The 22,983-nt window shown below is 63.0% G+C and carries 20 protein-coding genes and 1 tRNA gene; 16 read left to right on the plus strand and 5 right to left on the minus strand.

Annotation, left to right across the window (positions count from 1 at the left end; translation table 11 throughout):
* Positions 1-190: 190 nt before the first annotated feature.
* From CIT40_RS16700 to CIT40_RS16725, 6 genes are all read left to right on the plus strand, one after another.
* The gene (locus CIT40_RS16700) at positions 191-451 is read left to right on the plus strand and encodes a hypothetical protein (protein ID WP_015686208.1); all 261 of its coding nucleotides are present in this window, start codon (positions 191-193) and stop codon (positions 449-451) included.
* Positions 452-856: 405 nt separating this feature from the next.
* Complete coding sequence (locus tag CIT40_RS16705) at positions 857-1,774, plus strand: ABC transporter substrate-binding protein (RefSeq protein ID WP_094897016.1); 918 nt, start codon at positions 857-859, stop codon at positions 1,772-1,774.
* 107 nt (positions 1,775-1,881) lie between these two features.
* Positions 1,882-3,504, plus strand: coding sequence for an amino acid ABC transporter permease/ATP-binding protein (locus CIT40_RS16710; RefSeq protein ID WP_094897017.1), 1,623 nt, complete (start codon positions 1,882-1,884; stop codon positions 3,502-3,504).
* A 43-nt stretch (positions 3,505-3,547) separates the two neighbouring features.
* Complete coding sequence (locus CIT40_RS16715) at positions 3,548-4,789, plus strand: acetamidase/formamidase family protein (protein WP_094897018.1); 1,242 nt, start codon at positions 3,548-3,550, stop codon at positions 4,787-4,789.
* 134 nt (positions 4,790-4,923) lie between these two features.
* Complete coding sequence (locus tag CIT40_RS16720; RefSeq protein ID WP_162307524.1) at positions 4,924-7,257, plus strand: acetamidase/formamidase family protein; 2,334 nt, start codon at positions 4,924-4,926, stop codon at positions 7,255-7,257.
* A 14-nt stretch (positions 7,258-7,271) separates the two neighbouring features.
* Positions 7,272-7,655, plus strand: a complete 384-nt coding sequence (locus CIT40_RS16725; RefSeq protein ID WP_094897020.1) for a RidA family protein — start codon at positions 7,272-7,274, stop codon at positions 7,653-7,655.
* 51 nt (positions 7,656-7,706) lie between these two features.
* On the opposite strand, the gene CIT40_RS16730 is transcribed toward CIT40_RS16725, so the two are convergent.
* The 5 genes from CIT40_RS16730 to CIT40_RS16745 form a co-directional block, all read right to left on the minus strand.
* Positions 7,707-8,258 carry an NUDIX hydrolase gene (locus tag CIT40_RS16730; RefSeq protein ID WP_109862227.1) on the minus strand — a complete coding sequence of 184 codons (552 nt, stop codon included), beginning with the start codon at positions 8,256-8,258 and terminating at the stop codon, positions 7,707-7,709.
* Positions 8,245-8,874, minus strand: coding sequence for a histidine phosphatase family protein (locus CIT40_RS16735; RefSeq protein WP_162307525.1), 630 nt, complete (start codon positions 8,872-8,874; stop codon positions 8,245-8,247). The genes CIT40_RS16730 and CIT40_RS16735 overlap by 14 nt, the downstream gene beginning before the upstream one ends.
* Positions 8,871-9,515 (minus strand): NeuD/PglB/VioB family sugar acetyltransferase, encoded by a 645-nt coding sequence (locus tag CIT40_RS32925; RefSeq protein WP_094897022.1) that lies wholly within the window; start codon positions 9,513-9,515, stop codon positions 8,871-8,873. Before CIT40_RS32925 ends, CIT40_RS16735 begins: the two co-directional genes overlap by 4 nt.
* 9 nt (positions 9,516-9,524) lie before the next feature.
* On the minus strand, positions 9,525-9,959 hold the full coding sequence (locus CIT40_RS16740) for a hypothetical protein (RefSeq protein WP_094897023.1): 435 nt from the start codon (positions 9,957-9,959) through the stop codon (positions 9,525-9,527).
* Between the two features lie 299 nt (positions 9,960-10,258).
* Positions 10,259-10,750: an NUDIX hydrolase gene (locus CIT40_RS16745; protein ID WP_094897024.1), complete on the minus strand. Its 492-nt coding sequence runs from the start codon at positions 10,748-10,750 to the stop codon at positions 10,259-10,261.
* Between the two features lie 1,040 nt (positions 10,751-11,790).
* Between CIT40_RS16745 and CIT40_RS16750 the strand changes: the two genes are divergently transcribed.
* From CIT40_RS16750 to CIT40_RS16795, 10 genes are all read left to right on the plus strand, one after another.
* On the plus strand, positions 11,791-12,954 hold the full coding sequence (locus CIT40_RS16750; protein WP_094897025.1) for a PspA/IM30 family protein: 1,164 nt from the start codon (positions 11,791-11,793) through the stop codon (positions 12,952-12,954).
* A gap of 10 nt (positions 12,955-12,964) precedes the next feature.
* Positions 12,965-13,627, plus strand: coding sequence for an OB-fold-containig protein (locus CIT40_RS16755; RefSeq protein WP_094897026.1), 663 nt, complete (start codon positions 12,965-12,967; stop codon positions 13,625-13,627).
* A gap of 19 nt (positions 13,628-13,646) precedes the next feature.
* Complete coding sequence (locus CIT40_RS16760; RefSeq protein WP_094897027.1) at positions 13,647-15,341, plus strand: flotillin family protein; 1,695 nt, start codon at positions 13,647-13,649, stop codon at positions 15,339-15,341.
* Between the two features lie 207 nt (positions 15,342-15,548).
* The gene (locus tag CIT40_RS16765) at positions 15,549-15,917 is read left to right on the plus strand and encodes a hypothetical protein (protein WP_094897028.1); all 369 of its coding nucleotides are present in this window, start codon (positions 15,549-15,551) and stop codon (positions 15,915-15,917) included.
* A 136-nt stretch (positions 15,918-16,053) separates the two neighbouring features.
* Positions 16,054-16,128, plus strand: a tRNA-Asn gene (locus tag CIT40_RS16770).
* A 217-nt stretch (positions 16,129-16,345) separates the two neighbouring features.
* The gene (locus CIT40_RS16775; protein ID WP_094897029.1) at positions 16,346-16,519 is read left to right on the plus strand and encodes a hypothetical protein; all 174 of its coding nucleotides are present in this window, start codon (positions 16,346-16,348) and stop codon (positions 16,517-16,519) included.
* A 137-nt stretch (positions 16,520-16,656) separates the two neighbouring features.
* Positions 16,657-17,319, plus strand: coding sequence for a protein-L-isoaspartate O-methyltransferase family protein (locus tag CIT40_RS16780; RefSeq protein WP_094897030.1), 663 nt, complete (start codon positions 16,657-16,659; stop codon positions 17,317-17,319).
* 206 nt (positions 17,320-17,525) lie between these two features.
* The gene (locus CIT40_RS16785) at positions 17,526-18,911 is read left to right on the plus strand and encodes a TolC family outer membrane protein (protein ID WP_094897031.1); all 1,386 of its coding nucleotides are present in this window, start codon (positions 17,526-17,528) and stop codon (positions 18,909-18,911) included.
* A gap of 303 nt (positions 18,912-19,214) precedes the next feature.
* On the plus strand, positions 19,215-19,982 hold the full coding sequence (locus CIT40_RS16790) for a PopZ family protein (RefSeq protein WP_162307526.1): 768 nt from the start codon (positions 19,215-19,217) through the stop codon (positions 19,980-19,982).
* Positions 19,983-20,106: 124 nt separating this feature from the next.
* Positions 20,107-22,983: a valine--tRNA ligase gene (locus tag CIT40_RS16795; RefSeq protein WP_094897033.1), complete on the plus strand. Its 2,877-nt coding sequence runs from the start codon at positions 20,107-20,109 to the stop codon at positions 22,981-22,983.

Below are 22,983 nucleotides of genomic sequence, written 5' to 3' on the forward strand. Positions count from 1 at the left end.
GCATTTTAACGATCCGGCGATCGGGTCGCGATTGGTTAGCGATGTCTAAAAATCCCCGCGGAAACTCTAGGTTCCTCCGCTGCGCCGGCAGTGTGAAAGAGATCACATCCTCGGCGGTTTATTTCTCCTACCCCTTCGCCCACCGGGCCAATGCAGGCCGGAACGGGCAGGGCGAAACGGGAGACTGGTCATGAAGGCGAGGTTCTTGCGGTTTGCGGGTGTGAAGAGCCGGGCGCGCCGCGCCTCCACGGTCGGGCTATTCCTGACGCTGTTTGCCTCCGCCGCCCACGCGCAGGGGACGGCTGAGCAACGCCGGGCCTGCACCCCCGACGTCTACCGGCTCTGCGCCGGCGAAATCCCCAATGTCCGCGCCATCACGGCCTGCCTGCGCCGTAACCGGTCGAGCTTGAGCGAGGCTTGCCGCAGCGTGTTCGACCAGGCCGGCGGCTGACATACCGGCTCTGTGCATTTGTGCGCAGCAAGTGCCCCGCCAGAGCTGGCGAATCCGGCAGAGTCGGCCTGTGGATATGCTGCGGACAGGCTGTGGATATCGCGGCGTCGGCGGGCAGATGCGTCCACCGCCCGTCATATCTCCGTCAAGCGGCTTCATTGAATGAGGCTTCGATCGTGCAGATCTCTCTGCCAATGGAAACCATTTGATTCCTCCGAATTCGATAATTGCGATCGCGCCCAGCGCGCCCCGAACAGTTTTTGGGCAACCGCCTGCCCAAATCGCGGGCCCCTCCATCCAATTTTTTGTACGCCCGCGGACAAGCTTTCCCGTTGGCTCTCCTCCTAGGCTCGCTTCCGAGATCTGGAACATGGCCTTTGCCATGACAATTCGAAGGAGCGGGACATGGAGAGACGGGTATTGCCCCAGGTGCGGAGGGGAACGGCGCGCACAAGGGCTTGGCGCAAGCTCGCGCTCGGCGCCAGCGTCGCCCTTGGCCTGGTTGCCGCAGCACCGCTGAGCGCACAGGCCGCAGCACCCGCCGCCTGTGCCGCGCTCCAGGAGAAATATCCGGACTGGAAGGGCAAGACGCTCGTCAACGCCATCAATCCGCACACGCCGGGCTATGAGACCATCGATCCGAAGGATCCCAGCAAGTATATCGGCTTCGACATCGATCTCGGCGAAGCCATCGGTGAATGCCTCGGCTTCAAGCTGACCTACAAGCCGGTGACGTTTGCGGCTCTGCTGACCACACTGGCCGCGGGCCAGGCCGACATCGTCATCTCCGACATCTACGCCACCAAGGAACGCGCCAAGGCCGCCGACTTCATCACCTATTCGAAGGTGTTCGACGGTGTGCTGGTCGCCAAGGGCAATCCGAAGGGAATCAACGGCATCAACATGTCGATGTGCGGTGCCGCCGCCGCCGAAAACACCGGCTATGTCGAGGTGCCCCTGATCCAGGCCTTGGTCCCGGAGTGCAAGAAGGCCGGCAAGCCCGAGCCGACCATCCAGCTCTACGACAACAACGCCAACTGCATCCAGGCGATCCTGGCCGGCCGGGCCGACACCTATGTCAACGACGTCAACACCGTCGACAGCGCGGTGAAGGCCTATCCCGACAAGCTGGAGAAGGCGATTGCGGTGACGATCCCGTATTCCGTCGGCATCGCCGTGCCCAAGGACAAGCCGAAATTCCGCGACGCCGTGCTGGCAGCGCTGATCGAGGTGCAGAAGGCCGGCACGCATATGGAGCTTCTGAAGAAGCATGGGCTCGACGTGAACAACTTCAAGGAGCCTGACATCCTCGTGGCTGACTAAGTGATGGTCGGCCACCGCGGGCTCCACCTCTCCCCGGCGGGGAGAGGTGGATCGTGTGCACGGCCTGCAATGCTTCGCATGGTTCACCACGTTCCGATTGACGGCTGATGTCGCTGTTCCTGCACTATCTGAGCATGCCGTATCTGCTCGAGGGCATCGAGCTCACCCTCGAGGTGACCGCCCTCGGGCTCGGCGGCGGATTGATCCTCGGATTGATCCTCGCCGGCATGCAGCTCTCGCGCTTCTGGCTGCTTGCGGCAATCGCCAGGGCCTACACCGTGATCTTCCGCGGCACGCCGCTGATCCTGCAGATGGTGTTCGCCTACGACGCGCTGCCGCATATCGGCATCAAGCTTCCGGCGGTGCTGGCCGCCGGCCTCGCGCTCGCCTGCAACGAGGCGCCGTTCATCGCGGAGATGCTGCGCGCCGGCGTCCTCGGCGTCGACCGCGGCCAGGTGACGGCGGGGCAGGCGCTCGGCATGACGCCGCGGATCCTGATGTGGCGCGTGATCGCGCCGCAGGCGATCCGCACCATGATCCCGGCCTTCGGCAACGAAGCCGTGAGCGCGCTGAAGAATTCCTCGCTGGCGTCCGTCGTCGCAGTCCAGGAGCTGACACTGCGTTCGACCCAGCTGGCGTCCTCGACGTTCGACTTCTTCTCGATCTTCTTCGCCTCGGGTCTGCTGTATCTCGTGCTGACCTTTGCCATCAGCATGATCCAGCTGTTCGTCGAATGGCTGCTCGATCTCGATCGCGCCAAGGGACGTCAGCGCAAGCTCGCCGATTACCTGCCGTGGCGCCGCGTCGATCTCGCCACGAAACTCGAACTTGCCGAAGCCACGGCGGGTGACCCGGAGCCGGTGCAGGCAGAGCCTGCCGACGCGCCGCCGCTCGCGTTGACCCGCGAGGAGCGCACGCGGCGCGCCTTGACGATCGCGCGCAACAACATCGCGGTCGAAACCAAGGACCTCACCAAGAGCTACGGCGCGCAAAAGGTGCTCGGCGCTGTCGATCTCACGGTGCGAGTCGGCGAGGTGGTCGCGTTGCTCGGGCCCAGCGGCTCCGGCAAGAGCACGCTGCTCCGCTGCATCAACCATCTCGAGAGCTGGGACGGAGGCACCGTACGCGTCGGCGGCCGCCGTCTCGGTTTCGACGACAACGGCAAGCTGCTGTCGCCGCGTGCAATCGCGAACGAGAGGGCTACGGTCGGCGTCGGAATGGTGTTCCAGCAATTCAACCTTTTCGCTCATCTGTCGGCGAAGGAGAACATTGCCGGCCCCTTGCGCTGGGTGCACGGCATGACCCGCATCGACGCCGACCGCCGCGCCGCCGAGCTGCTCGACCGCGTCGGTCTCTCGCATCGCGCCGATGCGCTGCCGCGGCATCTCTCCGGAGGCCAGCAGCAGCGCGTCGCCATCGCACGCGCGCTGGCGCCGAACCCGAGCGTGCTGCTGCTCGACGAGCCGACCTCCGCGCTCGATCCCGAGCTCGTCAACGAGGTGCTGGAGGTGATCCGCCGCCTTGCCATCGACGACGGCCTCACCATGATCATCTCGACGCACCAGATCCGCTTCGCCGACGAGGTCGCCGACCGCGTCGCGTTCCTGAGCGGGGGCGCGATCATCGAGGAGGGGCCGGCGCACGAGGTGCTCACCAATCCCCGCAATCCGCTGACGGCGCGCTTCCTCAACGTGATGGAAGCCGACAAGACGCCGGAGTCAGTGCGATGAGTGCCGCCACCGCAAGATTCAAGACTCCCTAAGAGGCTATTGCATGAAGCATGTCACGCTGCCGGTTTCGCCGAAGACGGTTCACTGGGGCTATTTCTCCAAGGCGGTCGCACCGGCCCTGACGCTGCGTTCCGGAGATCGCGCCACGATCGAGACGCTGACCCATCACGCCAATGACGATTACGAGCGCATGATCCAGGGCGATGCCGGCGCCGAGAGCGTGTTCCAGTGGACCCGCGAGCACAAGGCGGTGGCGCGCCGCGGCTCCGGCCCCGTCGAGGGCCCGTTCATCCGCGGCGCAGGCGAGGGGATCGGCGTGCATCTCCTCACCGGTCCGGTCGCAATCGAAGGCGCCGAGCCCGGCGACATCCTCGAAGTGCGCATCCTCGATATCCGGCCCCGGCCGAGCTGCAGCGCCTGCCACGCCGGCCGTTGTTTCGGCTCCAACGTCGCTGCGAATTGGGGCTTTCACTACCACGACCTCATCGAGGAGCCGAAGCCGCGCGAGGTCGTCACCATCTTCGAGCTCGACACCTCCGGCGAGCCCTACGCGAAGGCCGTCTACAATTACGTCTGGACGCCGCAGACCGACCCCGACGGCATCGTGCATCCGACCATCGACTATCCCGGCGTCCGCGTGGACCACGCCACCATCAGGAAGCGCGAGAACATCCTCTCCAGCGTCAAGGTGCCGGCGCGCCTGCACTTCGGCACCATGGGGCTTGCGCCATCGGAGGCCGATTTCGTCAGCTCGATCCCGCCGGGCTACACCGGCGGCAACATCGACGACTGGCGCATCGGCAAGGGCGCGCGGATGTTCTATCCGGTCGCGGTCCCCGGCGCCTATTTCTCGGTTGGCGATCCCCATGCCGCACAGGGCGATAGCGAGCTCGGCGGCACCGCGATCGAGACCTCGCTGACCGGCGACTTCGAATTCATCCTGCACAAGAAGGCCGATCTCGCCGGCACCAGCCTCGAAGGTCTCGACCACCCCATGCTCGAGACCGACCATGCCTGGTCGTTCTACGGCTTCACCTATCCGAACTATCTCGCCGCGCTCGGCGCCGATGCACAAACCGAGATTGCCAATCACGCGAGTCTCGACCGTGCGATGCGCGATGCGTTCAGAAAACTCCGCCGGTTTCTGATGACAGTGCACGGTCTCAGCGAGGACGAGGCGATCTCGCTGCTGTCAGTTGGCGCCGATTTTGGCGTCACCCAGGTCGTCGACGCCAACTGGGGCGTCCATGGCACGATCCGCAAGAACATCTTTCGGTGCGACTAATGCATTGATGTGAATTCGATATTCGGAATGACCACGTGAAGGAGAACCCGCATCTGCGGCCCGTCGCTGCGAGTGATGACCGCGCACGTCTGGCACAGAGGTTGCTTCGATCCACTGCAATTTGGGTCGATCCGATGAGCTTCCGCCCGTTCACGAGCGAGTCCTACGCGCATGACGACCGCCCTGAGGCCTGGCGGGACGTGCTGGCCGCGGTCGGCCTGCAACCGGCGGGTGGTCACGGCCTGTTCGACGGACACGCGACCGCCTCGCACCGGAACGCCGCAGGCGTCGCGTTGACGCGCATGGCTGCGGGTGCGCAGAGCGTCGGTCCGCTCTCGCGAGCGAACGAGGACCTGCCCATCGCCCTGATGCCGGTCGAGGACGGCATGGTGCTGAAGAGCGCCGGCAGTCATCGTATCGTTCCCGTCGGCCACCTCGTGCTGCTGCCGCGCAGCGGTGATTGGACCATCGTATTCCAGCGCGACATGCGCGCCATCGTGCTGTCGGTGACGTCGGAAGCGCTGCACGGGCGCCTTTCGGGCAAGCCGCGGCTCGGCGAGCCCCGGGTCGTGCCGACCACCGGCTTTGCCGACGTGTTCTCACGCCTGCTGGACGCGGCCGCGCGCACGCTCGACACGCTGAGCGATGCCGAATGGAATTCGCTCGCGCAGTCGCTCGTCGATCTTCTCCTGACGCTCGCGCACCAGCTGGCGGCGTCGACTTCCGATGCCGGATCCAGTGCGGCGCAGGCTGCGCTGCTGCACCGGATCTGCCAGACCATCGAGCGTCGCCTCGACGATCCCGACATGGTGCCAGCCCGCGTCGCGCAGGCCGAGGGCATTTCCGAACGCTATTTGCAAAAGCTGTTCGAGACGGTCGGCGACAATTTCACCCATTACGTTCGCGAGCGACGGCTTCAGCGTGCCTGGGCCGACCTGTCCAATCCGACCGAGGCGCATCGTTCGATCTCGGAGATCGCCTACGCCTACGGCTTTGGCGACTCCGCGCATTTCAGCCGCGCCTTCCGCCACCGCTTCGGCCTGCCGCCGCGCGAGTTTCGGCAGCAGGAGGCGGAGCGCGCGACGGCACAGCACGGAATCATCGGTCAGCGCGGCTGGCCGCAGGACGCGCTGGCACAGCTTCGCGCGCATCAGACCGGTGCGGAGGCGCGCAGCAATGTCTGCCTCGCCGACTTCGACGAGCCGAGAGTGGCGGGTCGCAAGCACCATCATCTCCCGATCGAAGCCAACCGTGTTCACTGGGGCTATTTCAGCCGTTCTCTGCAACCGCAACTCGAGATCGCCTCGGGCGATACCATCACCATCGAGACGCTGACCCAGCATGCCTCCGACGATCCCGAGCTGATGATCGCGGGCGATGACGCCGCTGAAAGCGTGTTCGGCTGGACCAAGGCCAGGAAGAACGTGGATCGCCGCGGTGCGGGTCCGATGGATGCCAGCGTGTTCGGTCGCGGCGCCGGCGAAGGTTTTGGCGTGCACATCTGCACGGGTCCCGTGGCGGTGAAGGACGCCCAGCCCGGCGACGTGCTGGAGGTGCGGATCCTCGACATCGTGCCGCGCGCGAGCCGTCATCCCAAACATTCAGGCCGCGTGTTCGGCTCCTCCGTCGCAGCCTGGTGGGGATATCACTACAACGAGTTTCTCGCCGGCCCGAAGCCACGCGAGGTCGTGACGATCTACGAGATCTTCGACGACACCGACGCGCCGCACGCCCGCGCGCTCTATTCCTACCGCTGGGCACCGCAGACCGATCCGTTCGGGGTGGTGCACGCGGCCTATGATTATCCCGGCGTTCCAGTGGCGCCCGGCACGGTCAAGCGCCGGCATGCCGTGCTCGACGGCATCAAGATTCCCTTGCGGCCGCATTTCGGCGTGATCGCCGTGGCGCCGCGCGAGGTCGATTTCATCGACTCGGTGCCGCCGTCCTATTTCGGCGGCAATCTGGACAATTGGCGGTTGGGGAAGGGATCGACGGTCTATCTCCCGGTTTCGGTCCCCGGTGCGCTGTTGTCGGTCGGTGATCCCCATGCCACCCAGGGCGACGGCGAGCTCAGCGGCACCGCGATCGAATGCTCGATGACCGGCACATTCGAGGTGATCCTGCACAAGAAGGCTGATCTCGCCGGCCGGCCCTTCGCCGATCTCTCTTATCCCCTGATCGAGACTGCGACCGATTGGGTGCTGACCGGCTTCAGTCATCCGAACTACCTCGCGGAGTTCGGCGCCCAGGGGCAAAGCGAGGTCTACGCGAAGTCGTCGCTCGATCTCGCCATGAAGGACGCGTTCCGCAAGATGCGGCGCTTCCTGATGAACGTCAAAGGCCTCAGCGAGGACGAGGCGATCGCGCTGATGTCGGCCGCCGTCGATTTCGGCGTCACGCAAGTCGTCGACGGCAATTGGGGCGTGCACGCCATCCTCAGCAAGCGCCTGTTTCAGGACGCACCTTAACAAGGACATTTCTGGTGAAATTCCACATGATCAGCGGCGGCCCAAAGCCGGTCGCGCCCTTCAGCCACGCCGTGGAGACCGATGGCTTCGTCTTCGTCACGGGCCAAATGCCGGACACGCCTCAAGCGCCGGGCGTGTTGCCTGATGGCATCGTCGCGCAGACCCGCGCGGTGATGGAGAATTTGAAGGTCGTGTTGGCGGGGCTTGATCTCGGCCTCGAGCACGTCGTGATGACGCGGATCTATCTGACGCGTTTCAAGGAAGATTATGCGGCGATGAACGAGACCTACCGCACGTATTTTCCCCCGGATCGCCTGCCAGCCCGCACCTGCGTCGGTGTCACCGGCTTGGCGTATGACGCATTGATCGAGATCGATCTGGTCTGCCGGCGGCCGTGAGGCCTTAGGTCAAGCAATGGCACAAACGGTTGCTACGGATTTTCTGAACATTCAAAGATCACGAAAAAAGAGATTTAACAACTCCTTCAAGCGGACGTCGCCGTCATAATCTAGCGACAGAAACATGGAAGTGGCCATTAGGGAATGCATCACAAGGAGCGGCCTCCAGCGCTGTTTGAAGGCCGTCAAGTCTGTGAGGATGAGTTCACTGCCCACTTCAGGGTGCGCACCTACGTTCCGAGCCGAATGACACGCAAATGTATAGCACAAATTGTCCTGTAGCGCGGCGTTTGGCCTGTAGCAGCAAATATCAGACCAGTGTTCTGATATAAGCCCGGTTTCCTCGACAACCTCTTGTTTGATTGCATCTAAAGGAAGGCTTCCTTGCTCGATCAGCCCTCCTGGAAATTCGATCGTATAGTCGTCAATGCCATGACGATACTGCTTTACCAGCGCCAGCAAATTATCGCTTGTGAACACAATGGCGTTGACCCAATTAGGGCACTTCAGAGTATGAAATTTCGCAGGGGTTCCGGCCGCAGTATTGACCGTACGAGTGTGCACCGAAAATACATCGAAGTTGTAGACTTCAGATTCCTTCATATCTTTCAGCTTGCTGCTTAAGCCAATCGATCTGTGTCGGCGAAAAATTCAATTCGATCAATTGAGCATTCTCGTAGTGTCGAACACGATATCCCTCACCGCGCTCAGGGCCTTTCATGTCAAACAAGTTCTGCAGGAGGATTAATATTGACGTCGTTGCTACGATCAAATTGACCCGTTGCTCGCCGGTACATTCTAGCAAATAATGTATCCCTCGACCGTAGAACGACCGGGGATCTTCCATGCCGTCTATATCTACGTCACATAGCTCAATCTCACCAGCGCGCCATTCATCCATAGACTTACTAGACGTTGGATAAAGGCGTCGAGCCTCTACAATAGGAACGCCTGCCAGAACACCCAAATGGATCGACTTTAGCTCGTCTCCAATAGTCATAGGAACGTCCAACGCGGTAGCCAAAATCTGTGCTGTTTCGATCGTTTGTGCCGTTGGGCAAGCAATCACTTGGTCAGGCAGGCGATCGAAGCTACGAATGTTCTCAGCCAGTAGTTCAGCTTCCAACCTGCCGGTCGGAGTTAAAGCCGCTCCTGGTCCGCCAGGAATACCTACAAGATTCTTCTCGCATTCAGCATGTCGGGCTACGAGGAGTTTCACGTGGGGCGCTCTTTTTTGACTTTCCCGGGACTGCCCACAATCAATGATCCAGGCGGAGTATCGCGACGCACGAACGAGAGCGCTCCGATGGTACACCAATCCCCGATATGGATCTGCTGTGCCACCGCCGATCCCATACCAAAATACACCCCCGTGCCGATGACAGTATCAGAACCTAGATTGACCCCCGGTGCGATAGACACGAATCCACCCAGCCTTGTTCCGGCACCTATGGTAGAGTTAGCGTTGAGTACGGAGGACAGTCCAACATGGGATCCTGGGCCCAAGACAACCCCCGGGAACAGGATACTCCCATCGTCAACTCTCGCGTCGCCTAGGAGGGTGGCGCGTGGGTGAATGATAGTGGCAAAGCGTATTGTCGGAATCGACCGCACGATGCGGTTGTAAACTGCATATCGCGAGCGACAGTCGCCAATGGCGACGATAACTGCATATCCATCGACCTGCGCAAAGAGAGGAGCAAGAGTGTCTATGGGTCCTAAAACGGGCACTCCGTCGACAATAGATGCTCTCCCCGGATCGTCATCAACGATGCCAACAACGGAGAATTTGCCCTGCGCACGCGCCACGGCAATTGCATCCCTTCCTAAGGTCGAAGCCCCGACCACTATCAAATCCATTCCGCGCTCTTAGGGAATTGAGTTGGCACCAATGATTTCGGATTTGATGCACTTGTGTTCAACGAAGTCGAATTTAAGAAAAGCAAACAGATCTTGTTTGATGTGGGGCTTTAAGGTCCGAGCGAGGTGCGCGTTTGCCGTGATGGCTTTAATCGCTTGCTCTGTTCCGTGCCCGTGCAATCCAAACACCACCAGCGCGGGTTTGGCATCCGGACCATTCCTGTCCAATTTGAGCAATCGAATAATCAGTCCGTAGTCTTGTGTAACCAGCCCTGATGGACTGTAAGCCGCCCGAAACTGGCCGCCACCGAAGAAGAAACAGCCCTCCGCCGCGTCGTAGCGAACGGGAAGGCGATCTGCCAGCCTTGAAAGCACGTGGTCGGAAACTCCATTGGCTTTGGGCCCGCCCAGAGAAACGAAGCTGTCCTTCTGTAACTGGTCCATGTCAGCCGAGGACCCGGATTTGATTTCTACGTTACGGCCGAGCGATGCTAAGACACTTCGTACATCCGAAAACGCTTGGACGTCGGTCAGACTTATCTTTCGAGGACTCCTAGGTTGGGCGCCGGGCTTGTCGGTGAGAACTACGGCAAGGGTACCTTTTCCCTTCAAGAACGGGCGCCAGAATTGTTTGCTGCCATACGTCTTTATAAATTGTAGTGCTCTGGTCGTCCCTAGTCCGAGCACGTACCAAATGGCGCTCGCCAGAAGATTTATTCCCAAATCCCCCATGTTCCTTCCCGCTAATACTTTGCAGTAATCGACAACACCGCAGAAACGGTAGGGGCGTGAGTGATGACACCGGCTCGAACCATTTCGATGGCTTCTTCAACAGGCACATGCCTGACCTTGAATTCCCCCTTCAATGCGCTGGGGCGGCCAACTGCTCGCGCTTCAAACACGTGCGTTCGATGAATTGTTGTCGAAAGATCGAGGTCAAGCTTGAAGAGAAAACGAGTGTCGCACAAACCTAGTCCAGTTTCTTCGCCGAACTCTCGTTGAGCGCATTCAAGAGGAGACTCGCCCGTTCTCAGAGTTCCTCCGGGAAGCTCCAACGTGCTTTGTGCGATGGTCCGCCGAAGTTGTTCTACTAGTATGAGCGCGCCATCTACGTCGAGCGCAGCGATACAAGCAGAATCAGGGAATACGTAGGTTGTCCCTTTTTGGATATTGACGCTGTTCGGGCTCAAACGATCACTTCCCTTTATAGCTACGATCGGCTCGACCTCGCTCATAAAACTTCTACTTTTCTACATCATGCTGCGCGAATTCCTGGATGAGTGCAACCCTACTAAATGATCTGCTATTTGGGAAAGCGTAGCAGGGTTCGCAGGTTCATGTCTGGTGCGACCCTGGGAGTGGTCCCGAAGAATGCACGGTCGCGCACGCGCTTGCCTCGGGAAGTTCGGATCCTACAATCCCTTGCGGTAACTGACGGGCGAAACACGCTAGTTGTGGGGCAATGCGTTTTCGCAAAAAATCGCCTTTTACCGAATTTCGGATTGGCCGTACTGTCTCGCCACCTCATCCCCAGTCAGAGGGGCGCATCGCGATCGTCAAGAAACGCGCGATGAGCCGTGGTGGACGCAGCCCACACCGGCGCGAAGGCTATCGCAGGGCGGGCAACCGTGAGTGATAGCCTCCGCGCACACGACCGCTGTGGCTTGCGTACGGCAAAACCGTGTCGTCCTGACGCCCGGGGTCTGGCGTCAAGTCTTGCGATGTGGCGGCCCGACCGGGCACGCACATCGATCGTCCGCAAGGCGACGGGGGCAATAGTGCATCGCTCCCCGGGGAGAACTCGGCATAACCGTCAAACCACTGCGCAGGGAAGGCCGGTTGTTCGGCTTCACCTGTATGCCGCTGTGCAGCCTCTTGTATCGCAACCTTCGCACAGTGGACCGCGGGTGCCCAGCCGGCATCCGGTCTTCCTTGCACCCTCCGACAAAAGGGGGGGTGACTCAAGCAAAGCTCGGGCGAGATCAGCCGCGAGGACGCGGATCTGTGCGTGCGAGAGATTCGCGTCACGAGGGAGAGGTGGTTGCCTCCAACTCTGTCAGTGCGAGCGGAGCGGACGAAGTCGTTGCCGAACGCTGCCTGCGTTTTGCTTCAAATTGCAACCCGCACGTGCAAGAAGTCTTGATTGGCGGTGATCTAGAGGAGATGGCCCGCCTTGAACGCGGCCCCGGGCGACAGCGACTAATCCCTGGAGTGCACAAGGATCAGTGGAACGTGATCGTAGTTCCTCTTCCTAAAGTACCAAAATGGTGCTTTAGTGCTTTTCATGAGCCCGTCGTCCCGAAATGCGCCGTCCGCGCTGCGTTACAGGCTTGCCCCTGATCCGGCCGCCAAGGCCGCGCTGGAGGCGACGTTCAGGGCTTATGACCGCATGATGGAGATCCTCGATGAGGTCGCGCGGAGCCACAATGTCGGCTCCAACGTCGTGCTGCTGCATGCCCACGCCTATGACCCGATCCGCAAAGCGACCGCGCTGCCCTCGCGCCTGGTGACGCTGGGCTTGCGTGACCGCACCGAGTATCGCGCGGCGCAGGGCCGCCGCCTGCCGCTCGACGACAAGCTCGCCAAGATCAAGGGCCCGGCCACCATTTCGATTGCGACCGTGCAAGGGCGCATCACTGTGCCGTTCGATTATGCCGGCTATGCCGAGGGCTGGGGGCAGAGCGTGCCCGCGCGCCTGATCCGCACCGACGACGGCTTTGAAGTTCACTACGGCGTCACGCCGAACAACCTGCCAGAGGAGGAGAACGCCATGGATACCATCGCTGCCGCTCCCGAAAACTTCCTGTCCCGGGTCGGGCGCCTGATCGCCGGCATTGCCTATGACGCGATCGAGCAGGCGGAAGGCAAGAACAAGCTGAAAGTGGTCGGACAGGCCATCCGCGAGATCGAGCGCGCCGAGAGCGAGGCGCGCGATGCGCTCGCCGCCGCGCGTGCCGAGGAATACCGCCTCAACGCGCGTCGCACCGAGATCGAACGCGAGATGGCCGATCTCGCGCCCAAGATCGAGGGGGCGATCGCCGATAGCCGCGACGATCTCGCCCGCGCCGGGATTGCGCGCCAGATGGATCTGGAGGCGCAGTTCGACGTGCTCTCCCGCGCCATCGACGAGAACAACGAAAAGATCGAGCAATGCATCACCTCGCTGCGCGCGGTGCTGTCCGCGCTCCAGGACGCCGAGCAGCGCCGTGCAGATCTCGAAAAGAGCGAGGCGGCCGCAAGCCATCAGGGCTCGAATTCCTCCCGAAAGCAGGCCGCCGGCTCTGCGGCAGCGAAGGCGCTGCGGGCGGGCAGGGCGGTGGCACGCGCCACCGGCGTGCCGCCGGGCATTCCCTATTCGAGCGACATCGACGAGCTCAGCACGCTGCATCGCGACAAGGAAATTGCGGCGAGGCTCGCGCGGTTGAAGTCGCGCTCCTGAGTGCCGCGCCATGAGCGCATTGCTCGAACATGTCATGTCGCCGGAGGTCAGGCCGTTCGCGATCGCGGCGGCCATGATCGTCATCGTCGGCTCGATCGAAGTGGTCTCGATGCTGGTCGGGGCGTCCTTGAGCGAGATGCTCGGCACCAACATCGATTTCGCTCACCCCAGCGACAATGGCGTCATCAATGCCATTTCCTGGATCAATGTCGGCGGCGTGCCGCTGCTGATCTTCCTGCTGCTGCTGCTCGGCGCCTTCTCGATCACCGGCTTCCTGATCCAGGACATCGCGCGGCTGGTGGCCGGGCCGTTGCCGGCGACGCTCGCCTCGGTCGGAGCGATCGCGGTCTCGATTCCCTTGGTCCGCGCCACCAGCCGCGCCATCGCGCGGGTGATCCCCAAGGATGAAAGCTACGTCGTCGGCCTCGGGGATCTCGTCGGCCGCATCGGTGAGGTCGTCATCGGCCCGCTCGACCAGGGGCCGCCCGGCAAGGTCAGCGTCGCCGACATCCACGGCAACCGCCATTTCGTCTGGGCGGTTGCGGCGCCGGCGTCGGCACCTTTGCCGCAGGGGACCATGGTCCTGCTGGTCGATCGCGACGGCACGCGTTTTGTGGCGGTCAAGGCCGACGATGAACTCAAACCGTCCAAGCCCAGTCTAAGCAGCAGCTGAGTCATTATCGGAGAAAGTCATGTTCGACATCGCAGTTCCGGCCATCATCGGCGTCGCGCTGATTGTCGCGCTCGGGATCGTCTTCACCATCCTCTACAAGCGCGCCACCCGCGACGAGGCCTTCGTGCGCACCGGCCTCGGCGGCAAGAAGGTCGTGCTCGACGGCGGCGCCATGATCCTGCCGATCTTCCACTCCTATGCCAGCGTCAATTTGAAGACGCTGCGGCTCACCGTGGAGCGGAAGGAGCGGGAGTCCCTCATCACCAAGGACCGCCTGCGCGTCGACATCGTCGCCGAATTCTACGTGCGCGTCCGCCCCGACGACGAGAGTATCGCGCTTGCAAGCCAGACGCTGGGTGCGCTGACCAATGACGCCGAAGCCCTGCGCAACCAGGTCGAGGCGAAATTCGTCGACGGCCTGCGCTCGGTGGCGGCGACCATGAGCATCCTCGAACTCCAGGAGAAGCGCTCGGACTTCGTCAAGCATGTGCAGGCAACGGTCGAGTCGGACGTCAAATCCAACGGCCTGGAACTTGAATCCGTGTCGCTGACAAAGCTCGACCAGACCGACGTCAAGTTCTTCAACCCGGAAAACTTCTTCGACGCCGAAGGTCTGACCCAGCTCAAGACCGTCACCGAGACCCGCCGGCGTGACCGCAACTCGATCGTGCGCGACAACGAGGTGGCGATCGCGCAAAAGGACCTCGAGGCGCGGCAGCAGACCCTGACGATCGAACGGACCAAAAAGGAAGCCGAGCTTTCGCAGGAGCGAGACATCGCCAACAAGACGGCCAGCACCCGCGCCGAAGTCGCAACCGCGACGCAGACCGCGCGCCTCACCGAGGAGAACGCCCGCATCGACACGGACAGGGCGGTTGCCGAGAAGGAGGCCGGCGCCAAGCAGGTCAAGGAAACCGCGGTGATCGAGTCGGATCTGGCGATCAACAAACGCAAGACCGACGCCCAGCGCGAGATCCAGATCGCGACGCAAGAGAACGAGATCCAGATCGCGGCCAAGAGCAAGCAGACCTCGGAAGCCGTCGCCGAGGCCAAGACCGCCGAAGCGCTTGCGGTCTCCGCCGAGGAAAAGGTCGTGACCGCACGCGCGGTCGAGGTCGCCGATCGTGCCCGTCTCACCCAGGTGCTGGAAGCGCGAACCGAGGCCGAGCGCAAGTCGACCGAGCTGATCGTCGCGGCCGAGGCCGAGAAGAAGGCCTCGCTCGATCGCGCCGAGGCCGTGAAGACACTGGCCACGGCCGAAGCCGAGTCCAACAAGATCAAGGCCGTCGGCGTCCGCAACATCGGTGAGGCGGAAGCCGCCGTCATCACCATGAAGAACGAGGCGCAGAACAAACTCGGCAGCAACGTCATCGACTTCGAGATCGCCAAGAAGCGGATCGAGACGATGCCGTTGGCGTTGGCCGAGATGGTCAGGCCGATCGGCAACCTGAAGGACGTCCGTATCCTGCACACCGGCGGCGCGTTCGGCGGCAACGGCGCCGGCGGAGGCAATGTCGGTTTCGGCGAGGGGCTCGCCGGCGAGCTGCTCAAGGTGCACGCGCTGCGTCCGATGATCGACGAGATCCTGCGCCAGAGCGGCTTTGCGCCCGGCGATGATCCCGTCAAGGCGCTGGTCGGCGCCGTGACCGGGAAGAGCAACGGCGCCGCCGTACCGGCGCAGGCGCCGGAGAAGACGAACACCGCCGATCTATGAATGCCCGTTCATTGCTGCGGAGAATTCGAATCGATAAAAAGGCTGAGCGCGTCTCGCGTCGCGCGACGTCCCGGAGTGCCGATCGATCGTCTTGAACCTTTCGATCGCACTCCGGACGAATCTCCTGAGGCAACGCCATTGGTTGCCGCGGCGCCTGCGCCGATCGACGCCAGGCGCTGACGCCTGTTTCGATCGGGGAAATTTCATATGAGATATTTTTTGTCTGGACTGATCGCGATCGGCCTTTCGATCGCCGCCATGCCCTCGTTCGCGGCCGACGCCCGCAACGTCACCGTCGTCAACGAGACCGGCTATGCCATCAAATTCCTGGGCTTCAACGCGCCGGACGATGGCCTGGACGAATGGGATAACGAGCTCGACAAGGTGTTGCAGAACCAGGCGAGCACCTATGTCGAGTTCGACGAGGACGACGACGGATGCGTCTGGAACATCCGCGTCGACTGGAAGAACTACGACGAAGCCGTGCTCTGGAAAAACGTCAACCTCTGCAAGATGACCGCACTTCGGTTGCGCTACGATCCCGGCACCAAGACCACCTCGTTCCTCGCGGAGTAGCCTTCGGCCGACATGACCCGGAGGAGGGGGCGTCCCAACCTTCCTCCGGCGCGTTGCGGATGATGACGAATTCGTCCTTTGCAAGCGCAAGCGGCTTTGTTATACGCAGCCGCGCGCGAACGACTGGTTCGCCTTTTCCTCGGTAGCTCAGCGGTAGAGCATCCGACTGTTAATCGGATGGTCGCTGGTTCGAATCCAGCCCGGGGAGCCAAATCCTACCGCAAATTCAACAGGTTATGAGCGGGCTCTCGCGTATTACACGATCTCGTTGCTGTGGCTTCTGAACGAAGCCTTGCGGGCTCCAGGCCGGGAATCGCATTCAAGCAGATGTGTTGTGGACTGGCCCGGTCACGCCATGCAGACGGCGCCAAATCGACTCAATTGAAATCGAGCTTCGCGATCGCCGGATCTTAACGGAGCTGATTCCCATGCCAGACATCCAGGTCGACCCTATGGCCCCCTCGATTCTGCCCGCCGAGATTCCCGAGCTCAGCGACGACCAATGCCTGGCCTGTCTGGCCCGTGCGGTCGAGACGCCCGATTCGGCACGGCTGGACGAGGTCGCCGCCCTGATCGGCCGCCTTGCAGTCGCGATCGAATAATCCGGCCCGACCCCGATGCGGTAAGATGCGGAAGCCTTAGCCCAGCGGGCTAACGGCCATGTTGCGTTTTGGCCTTGCATGCTCCAAAGATGCCGCGAATTTCGTCCGCGGCATCGTCCGCCTTGCAGGGTCCGCAAATGTCCGGTTTCTCGACCGCGCGCCTCAAAATGGTCGATGGCCAGGTGCGCACCAATGACGTCACCGACCGTCGTGTTATCGATGCCATGCTCACGGTTCCGCGCGAGGCCTTCGTGCCGGCCGACCGGCAGGCGCTGGCCTATCTCGATCTCGACCTCGATGTGAGCGAAGGCGCCGCCAAGCGCTTCCTGATCAAGCCGCAGTTGACCGGCAAGCTGCTCCAGGCCGCCGAAATCGGCGAGGGCGACAACGTGCTGGTGGTCGGCTGCGCCACGGGCTACCTCGCCGCGCTGACCGCCAGGCTGGCGCGGCAGGTGACCGCGACCGAATGCGATTCGGCTTTGGCCGCGAAGGCCAAGGCCGCCTCGGCCGCGCTGAACCTTGCCAACGTCACCTGCAAGGCCGCGGCCTGCGCCGAAGGCGATCCGTCCGCCGCTCCCTATGACGTAATCGTCCTCAATGGCGCCACTGAGGTGACGCCGGAAGCGCTGCTCGGGCAACTGAAGGAGGGCGGGCGTCTGGTAGGGGTGTCCGCCGAATCCAGGCCGCCGCGGGCGATGATCGTGACCCATACCCACGGCGAATTCGGCCATCGCCCCCTGTTCGATGCCGCAGCCCCGGTGCTTCCCGGGCTCGAACGGGCGGCCGCCTTCGTCTTCTGACGGCCCAAAGCCCGTTAAAATCCCGTTCTGAATCAGAAGTGTGGCCGGGATGCTGCACGTGAAGAGTTTCCACCGGGAACTACGCTCAGGTAGTTCCGTCGCGCCAATCCGCATCCTATGTTGCGGCGGGGCAACGACTCCACTCGGTAGACGGTAACCCAGCTCGCGGGCACGAGCCGGGCGTTAGAATGAACGGAATTTCAGGGATGCATGGGGTGAAGCTCTTCACCGGAGCTGCGGTTTCGGTCCTGCTGCTCGCGCTTGCCGGGCCGATGCCTGTCTTGGCGGACACGATCGAGTCCGCGCTGGTGCGCGCCTATCAGAACAATCCGCAGCTCAACGCACAGCGCGCCCAAGTGCGCTCGACCGACGAGAACGTGCCTCAGGCCTTGTCCGGCTACCGGCCCAGGGCCTCGCTCACGGCGAGCGGTGGCTATCAATATCAAGATCTGCAGAGTGGCGTGGGTAGTAACGCGATCCATGGGACCACCTTGCCTCGCAGCGTTGGAATCACCGCTTCCCAGACGCTGTACAACGGTAACCAGACTGCCAACCGGACACGCGCCGCGGAGAGTCAGGTGTCCGGCTCGCGCGAAGCGCTGCGCAGCCTCGATCAAAGCGTCCTGCTCCAGGCCGCCACGACTTACATGGACTATCTGCGCGACTCGGCCACGCTCGAAGTCCAGCGCAGCAACGTTCGGGTGCTCGAGCAGACGCTCAAGCAGACTCGTGACCGCTTCAATGTCGGTGAAGTGACGCGCACCGACGTCGCACAATCGGAAGCACAGCTGGCAGCCGGCAGGACGCAGGCGCTGACTGCTGAAGCGAATCTCAACACGACCCGTGCCACTTACCGCCGCATCATCGGCAACGAGCCGACAAACCTTGCGCCGGGTTCGCCGGTCGACCGTTTCCTGCCCCCGTCGCTCGCCGCCGCGGTGGAGCTCGGCTTGATTGAGCATCCCAACGTCACGGCCGCCATGTTCGGCATCGACGTCAACTATCTGCAGGTCAAGGTCGCCGAAGGTGCGTTGCTGCCCACGCTGACGATCCAGGCATCGGCCACGCAGGCCAACGAACAGTCCATCATTCAGTTGCGGTCCTTCAACGCCGCCGCGACTGCTCAGCTCTCGGTGCCGATCTATCAGGGCGGCACGGAATATGCGCTGATCCGCCAGTCCAAGGAAAACCTGGCGCAGCAGCGTCTCAACCTCGAAACCACGCGCGACCAGACCCGTGCGACCGTGGTGCAGTGGTGGGGGTCGTTGCAGGCCGGCAAGGCGCAGGTGCAGTCGGCGCAGGCGCAGGTGACGGCGTCCGAGATCGCGCTGAACGGCGTTCGCGAAGAGGCCAAGGCCGGTCAACGCACCACGCTCGACGTGCTCAACGCGCAGCAGGCGCTGGTCAATGCGCGCGTCGCGCTGGTGACCGCGCAGCACGACCGCGTCGTCGCGTCCTATCAGGTGCTGGCTGCCGTCGGCCGTCTGGCGCCGCAGGTCCTGGGCCTTGCGACCACGATCTACGATCCCAGCGTTCACTACCATCAGGTCCGCGACAGCTGGGCCGGCGTGCGCACGCCTGACGGGCGCTAGTCCCCGTAGTCGTCCGGCCGGCCTCGCGAATAGTCGAAGCCGACCGGCGCTTTGCTTGCAATCATCAAAATCCCTGACATAGCCTTGCCAGGATGATGCGGGTCGATTCGGCTCGCATCGATGCTGTGTGCGTAAAGCTTGAGTGCCGGGGGCAGGGGCGCACCGCTGCACGTTGAGCCGTGATCTGGGGACAAGTCGGGCTGCCGCGACGAAAATGTCGGGCCACCCATCCGGAACCGGCCAATCCTGTCGTGCTTGGTGTAAAACAACGCATGCGAGGGCGTTGATGATGTGGAGTCGGAGATGACGCAGCCTGCAAAGGTCACAGAACCCTCGATGGAGGAGATTCTGGCCTCGATCCGGCGCATCATTGCCGACGATGAAGCCAAGCCGCCGCCGGCTGAAGCCGCCAAGCCTGCGCCCGCCGCGGCTGCGCCGAAGCCGCAGGCGATGAACGACATTCCGCCTTCCAAGGTCGCCCCCGCCAAGCCTGTCGCCGAAAAGCCCGCGCCGCCGCCGGCTGCAAAGCCCGCTCCAGCGCCGCCGCCACCTGCGGCGGATGCATCCAACAACCAGGACGATATCGACGCGCTGCTGGCAGGGCTGGACGCGGCCACGCCTGCGCCCGAGGTCCGCGCGCCGGAACCAGAGCCCGAGCCTGAGCCGGAGCCGGAGCCCGACGTGCTCGAACTGACCGACGAGATGGCGATGGACCCGACGCCGCCTCCGCCGCCGCCGAGCTTCCGCAAGGTCGAGCCGCGCGACGATCTCGAATTCGCCGAATCGCCACCGCGCCCGACGCCGCCGCCGTCCTACGCGCCGGTGGACTTCGACGCACCTCCGGTACCGCCGCAGCAGCCGATCCTGGCGCAATCGACCGTCTCGGCGGTCGAATCCGCCTTCAATTCCCTGGCCCATACGGTGCTCAGCAGCAATGCCCGGACGCTGGAGGATCTGGTCAAGGAGATGCTGCGTCCGATGCTGAAATCCTGGCTCGACGACAATCTGCCGGGCATGGTCGAGCGTATCGTGAAGGCCGAAATCGAGCGGGTCTCGCGCGGCGGCCGCTGATACGGCCCTGCGGCCCCGATAAAGCCCTGCTCCCGTGGCATATTCGGCCTGCGGATCAGGCCGGAAAGCCGTTGCCGCCGAGCTTCCCGTTGACTTGCCCCGCACACGCGGCTTTCTAGCGCCCATGATCGAGAAAAATTACCAGCCCGCCGATATCGAAGCCCGCATGTCCGTGGTGTGGGAGGACAGCCTGGCCTTCAAGGCCGGCCGTCCTGACCGCCGCGACGCCGTGCCCTTTACCATCGTGATCCCGCCGCCGAACGTGACGGGCTCGCTGCACATGGGCCATGCCCTCAACAACACGCTGCAGGACATCCTGTGCCGCTTCGAGCGCATGCGCGGTCGCGACGTGCTGTGGCAGCCCGGCACCGACCATGCCGGCATCGCCACCCAGATGGTGGTCGAGCGGCAACTGACGGAGCGCAAGCAGCCCGGGCGCCGCGAGATGGGCCGCGAGAAATTTCTCGAGCGGGTCTGGCAGTGGAAGGCCGAGAGTGGCGACACCATCATCAACCAGCTCAAGCGGCTCGGCGCCTCCTGCGACTGGTCGCGCGAGCGCTTCACCATGGACGAGGGCCTGTCGAAGGCCGTCGTCAAGGTGTTCGTCGAGTTGCACCGTGACGGGCTGATCTACAAGGATAAGCGCCTGGTGAATTGGGACACCAAGCTGCTCACCGCGATCTCGGATCTCGAAGTGCAGCAGACCGAGGTCAAGGGCCACCTCTGGTATCTGCGCTATCCGATCGAGGGCAGAACATTCAGCCCCGAGGATCCCTCGAGCTTCATCGTCGTCGCCACGACGCGGCCCGAGACCATGCTCGGCGATACCGGCGTTGCCGTGCATCCCGAGGATGAGCGCTATCTGAAGCTGGTCGGCAAGAACGTGATCCTGCCGCTGGTGGGCCGCAAGATTGCGATCGTGGCAGATGACTATTCCGATCCGGAAAAGGGCTCGGGCGCGGTCAAGATCACGCCGGCCCACGACTTCAATGATTTCGAAGTCGGCAATCGCCACGGCCTCGCCCGCATCAGCGTGATCGACCGGGAAGGTTGTCTCGATCTCGTCGACAACGAGGATTATCTGCGCGACCTGCCCGAAGGCACCGCGCAATTCGCCGAGGAATTCCACAAGGTCGACCGCTTCGTCGCGCGCAAGCGCATCGTCGAGCGTCTGGAATCGTTCGGCTTTATCGAGCGGATCGAGCCGCATACCCACATGGTGCCGCACGGCGATCGCTCGAACAGCGTGATCGAGCCGTATCTGACCGACCAATGGTATGTCGACGCCAAGACGCTGGCAAAGCCGGCGATCGCGGCGGTGCGTTCGGGCGAAACCAATTTCGTGCCGAAAAACTGGGAAAAGACCTATTTCGAGTGGATGGAGAACATCCAGCCCTGGTGCATCTCGCGCCAACTCTGGTGGGGCCACCAGATCCCGGCCTGGTACGGCCCGGACGGCAAGGTGTTCGTCGCCGAGACCGAGGAGGAGGCCGTCAGTCACGCGCTCGGCTATTACGTCGAGCAGGAGGTCATCACGGCCGAGCAGGGCCGCGAGATGGCGCTCGACCGCAACAAGCGCGAGGGCTTCATCACCCGTGACGAGGACGTGCTCGACACCTGGTTCTCTTCGGCGCTGTGGCCGTTCTCGACGCTCGGCTGGCCCGCGGACGCGCCCGAGGTGCAGCGCTACTATCCGACCAATGCGCTGGTGACCGGCTTCGACATCATCTTCTTCTGGGTCGCCCGCATGATGATGATGGGCCTGCACTTCATGAAGGAGGTGCCGTTCTCGACCGTCTACATCCACGCCCTCGTCCGCGACGAGAAGGGCGCCAAGATGTCGAAGTCGAAGGGCAACGTCATCGATCCGCTCAACCTGATCGACGAATACGGCGCGGACGCGCTGCGCTTCACGCTGGCCGCGATGGCGGCGCAGGGTCGCGACATCAAGCTGGCCACCAGCCGCGTCGAGGGCTACCGCAATTTCGCGACCAAGCTGTGGAATGCGTCGCGCTTCGCCGAGATGAACCATTGCGCCGTGCCCGACGGTTTCGAGCCGGCGAAGGTCAAGGAGACGCTGAACCGCTGGATCGCGCATGAGAGCGCGCACACCACGCGCGAGGTGACCGAGGCCATCGAGGCCTATCGCTTCAACGACGCGGCAGGCGCGATCTACCGCTTCGTCTGGAATGTCTATTGCGACTGGTATGTCGAGCTCGCAAAACCCGTTCTGCTCGGACCGGACAGCCCGGCCAAGGACGAGACCCGCGCCATGGTCGCCTGGGCGCGCGACGAGATCCTGAAGCTGCTGCATCCCTTCATGCCCTTCATCACCGAGGAGCTGTGGGAAGTGACGGCCAAGCGCGATGGTCTGCTCGCATTGGCGCAATGGCCGCTGAAGCCGGCCGAACCGACCCCGGAGCAGCTCGCAATGCTTGCTGCTGCGGCCGGACCGACCGATCCGCTGGTGTCCCCGATGCTGATCATGCCGATCTTCGACCACGCCGACTTCACGGACCCTGCGGCGGAAGCCGAGATCGGCTGGGTGATCGACCTCGTCACGCAGATCCGTTCGGTGCGCGCCGAGATGAACATACCGCCGGCGACGCTGACGGCGCTGGTGCTCGTGGGCGCATCGACTGAAACCAGCGAGCGCGCGCCACGCTGGGCCGAAATCGTCAAGCGCATGGCCCGGCTGTCGGACATCTCCTTCGCCGATCGCGCGCCCGACGGAGCGGTCCAGCTGCTCGTGCGCGGCGAAGTCGCGGCACTGCCGCTCAAGGGCGTGATCGACGTCGCCGCCGAGCGCGCGCGTCTCGACAAGGAGATCGGCAAGGCCGACGCCGATATCAAGCGCGCCGAGGCCAAGCTCGCGAACGAGAAATTCGTCGCCAACGCGGCCGAGGAGGTCGTCGAGGAGGAGCGCGAAAAGCGCGAGGCCGCGCTGGCCCGCAAGGCCAAGCTGCTCGAGGCGCTGGAGCGGCTGAAGCAGGCCTCATAA

The organism is Bradyrhizobium amphicarpaeae (assembly GCF_002266435.3).
Lineage (GTDB): Bacteria > Pseudomonadota > Alphaproteobacteria > Rhizobiales > Xanthobacteraceae > Bradyrhizobium > Bradyrhizobium amphicarpaeae.

Excerpts from the sequence above, each read along its gene's own strand:
- CIT40_RS16790 (WP_162307526.1), top strand. The coding sequence starts at position 19,215 with ATGACGCAGCCTGCAAAGGTCACAGAACCCTCGATGGAGGAGATTCTG.
- CIT40_RS16745 (WP_094897024.1), bottom strand. The coding sequence starts at position 10,750 with ATGAGCGAGGTCGAGCCGATCGTAGCTATAAAGGGAAGTGATCGTTTG.
- CIT40_RS16705 (WP_094897016.1), top strand. The coding sequence starts at position 857 with ATGGAGAGACGGGTATTGCCCCAGGTGCGGAGGGGAACGGCGCGCACA.
- CIT40_RS32925 (WP_094897022.1), bottom strand. The coding sequence starts at position 9,515 with ATGGATTTGATAGTGGTCGGGGCTTCGACCTTAGGAAGGGATGCAATT.
- CIT40_RS16765 (WP_094897028.1), top strand. The coding sequence starts at position 15,549 with ATGAGATATTTTTTGTCTGGACTGATCGCGATCGGCCTTTCGATCGCC.
- CIT40_RS16715 (WP_094897018.1), top strand. The coding sequence starts at position 3,548 with ATGAAGCATGTCACGCTGCCGGTTTCGCCGAAGACGGTTCACTGGGGC.
- CIT40_RS16710 (WP_094897017.1), top strand. The coding sequence starts at position 1,882 with ATGTCGCTGTTCCTGCACTATCTGAGCATGCCGTATCTGCTCGAGGGC.
- CIT40_RS16775 (WP_094897029.1), top strand. The coding sequence starts at position 16,346 with ATGCCAGACATCCAGGTCGACCCTATGGCCCCCTCGATTCTGCCCGCC.
- CIT40_RS16760 (WP_094897027.1), top strand. The coding sequence starts at position 13,647 with ATGTTCGACATCGCAGTTCCGGCCATCATCGGCGTCGCGCTGATTGTC.
- CIT40_RS16700 (WP_015686208.1), top strand. The coding sequence starts at position 191 with ATGAAGGCGAGGTTCTTGCGGTTTGCGGGTGTGAAGAGCCGGGCGCGC.
- CIT40_RS16740 (WP_094897023.1), bottom strand. The coding sequence starts at position 9,959 with ATGGACCAGTTACAGAAGGACAGCTTCGTTTCTCTGGGCGGGCCCAAA.
- CIT40_RS16755 (WP_094897026.1), top strand. The coding sequence starts at position 12,965 with ATGAGCGCATTGCTCGAACATGTCATGTCGCCGGAGGTCAGGCCGTTC.
- CIT40_RS16780 (WP_094897030.1), top strand. The coding sequence starts at position 16,657 with ATGTCCGGTTTCTCGACCGCGCGCCTCAAAATGGTCGATGGCCAGGTG.
- CIT40_RS16785 (WP_094897031.1), top strand. The coding sequence starts at position 17,526 with ATGCATGGGGTGAAGCTCTTCACCGGAGCTGCGGTTTCGGTCCTGCTG.
- CIT40_RS16730 (WP_109862227.1), bottom strand. The coding sequence starts at position 8,258 with ATGAAGGAATCTGAAGTCTACAACTTCGATGTATTTTCGGTGCACACT.
- CIT40_RS16720 (WP_162307524.1), top strand. The coding sequence starts at position 4,924 with ATGAGCTTCCGCCCGTTCACGAGCGAGTCCTACGCGCATGACGACCGC.
- CIT40_RS16795 (WP_094897033.1), top strand. The coding sequence starts at position 20,107 with ATGATCGAGAAAAATTACCAGCCCGCCGATATCGAAGCCCGCATGTCC.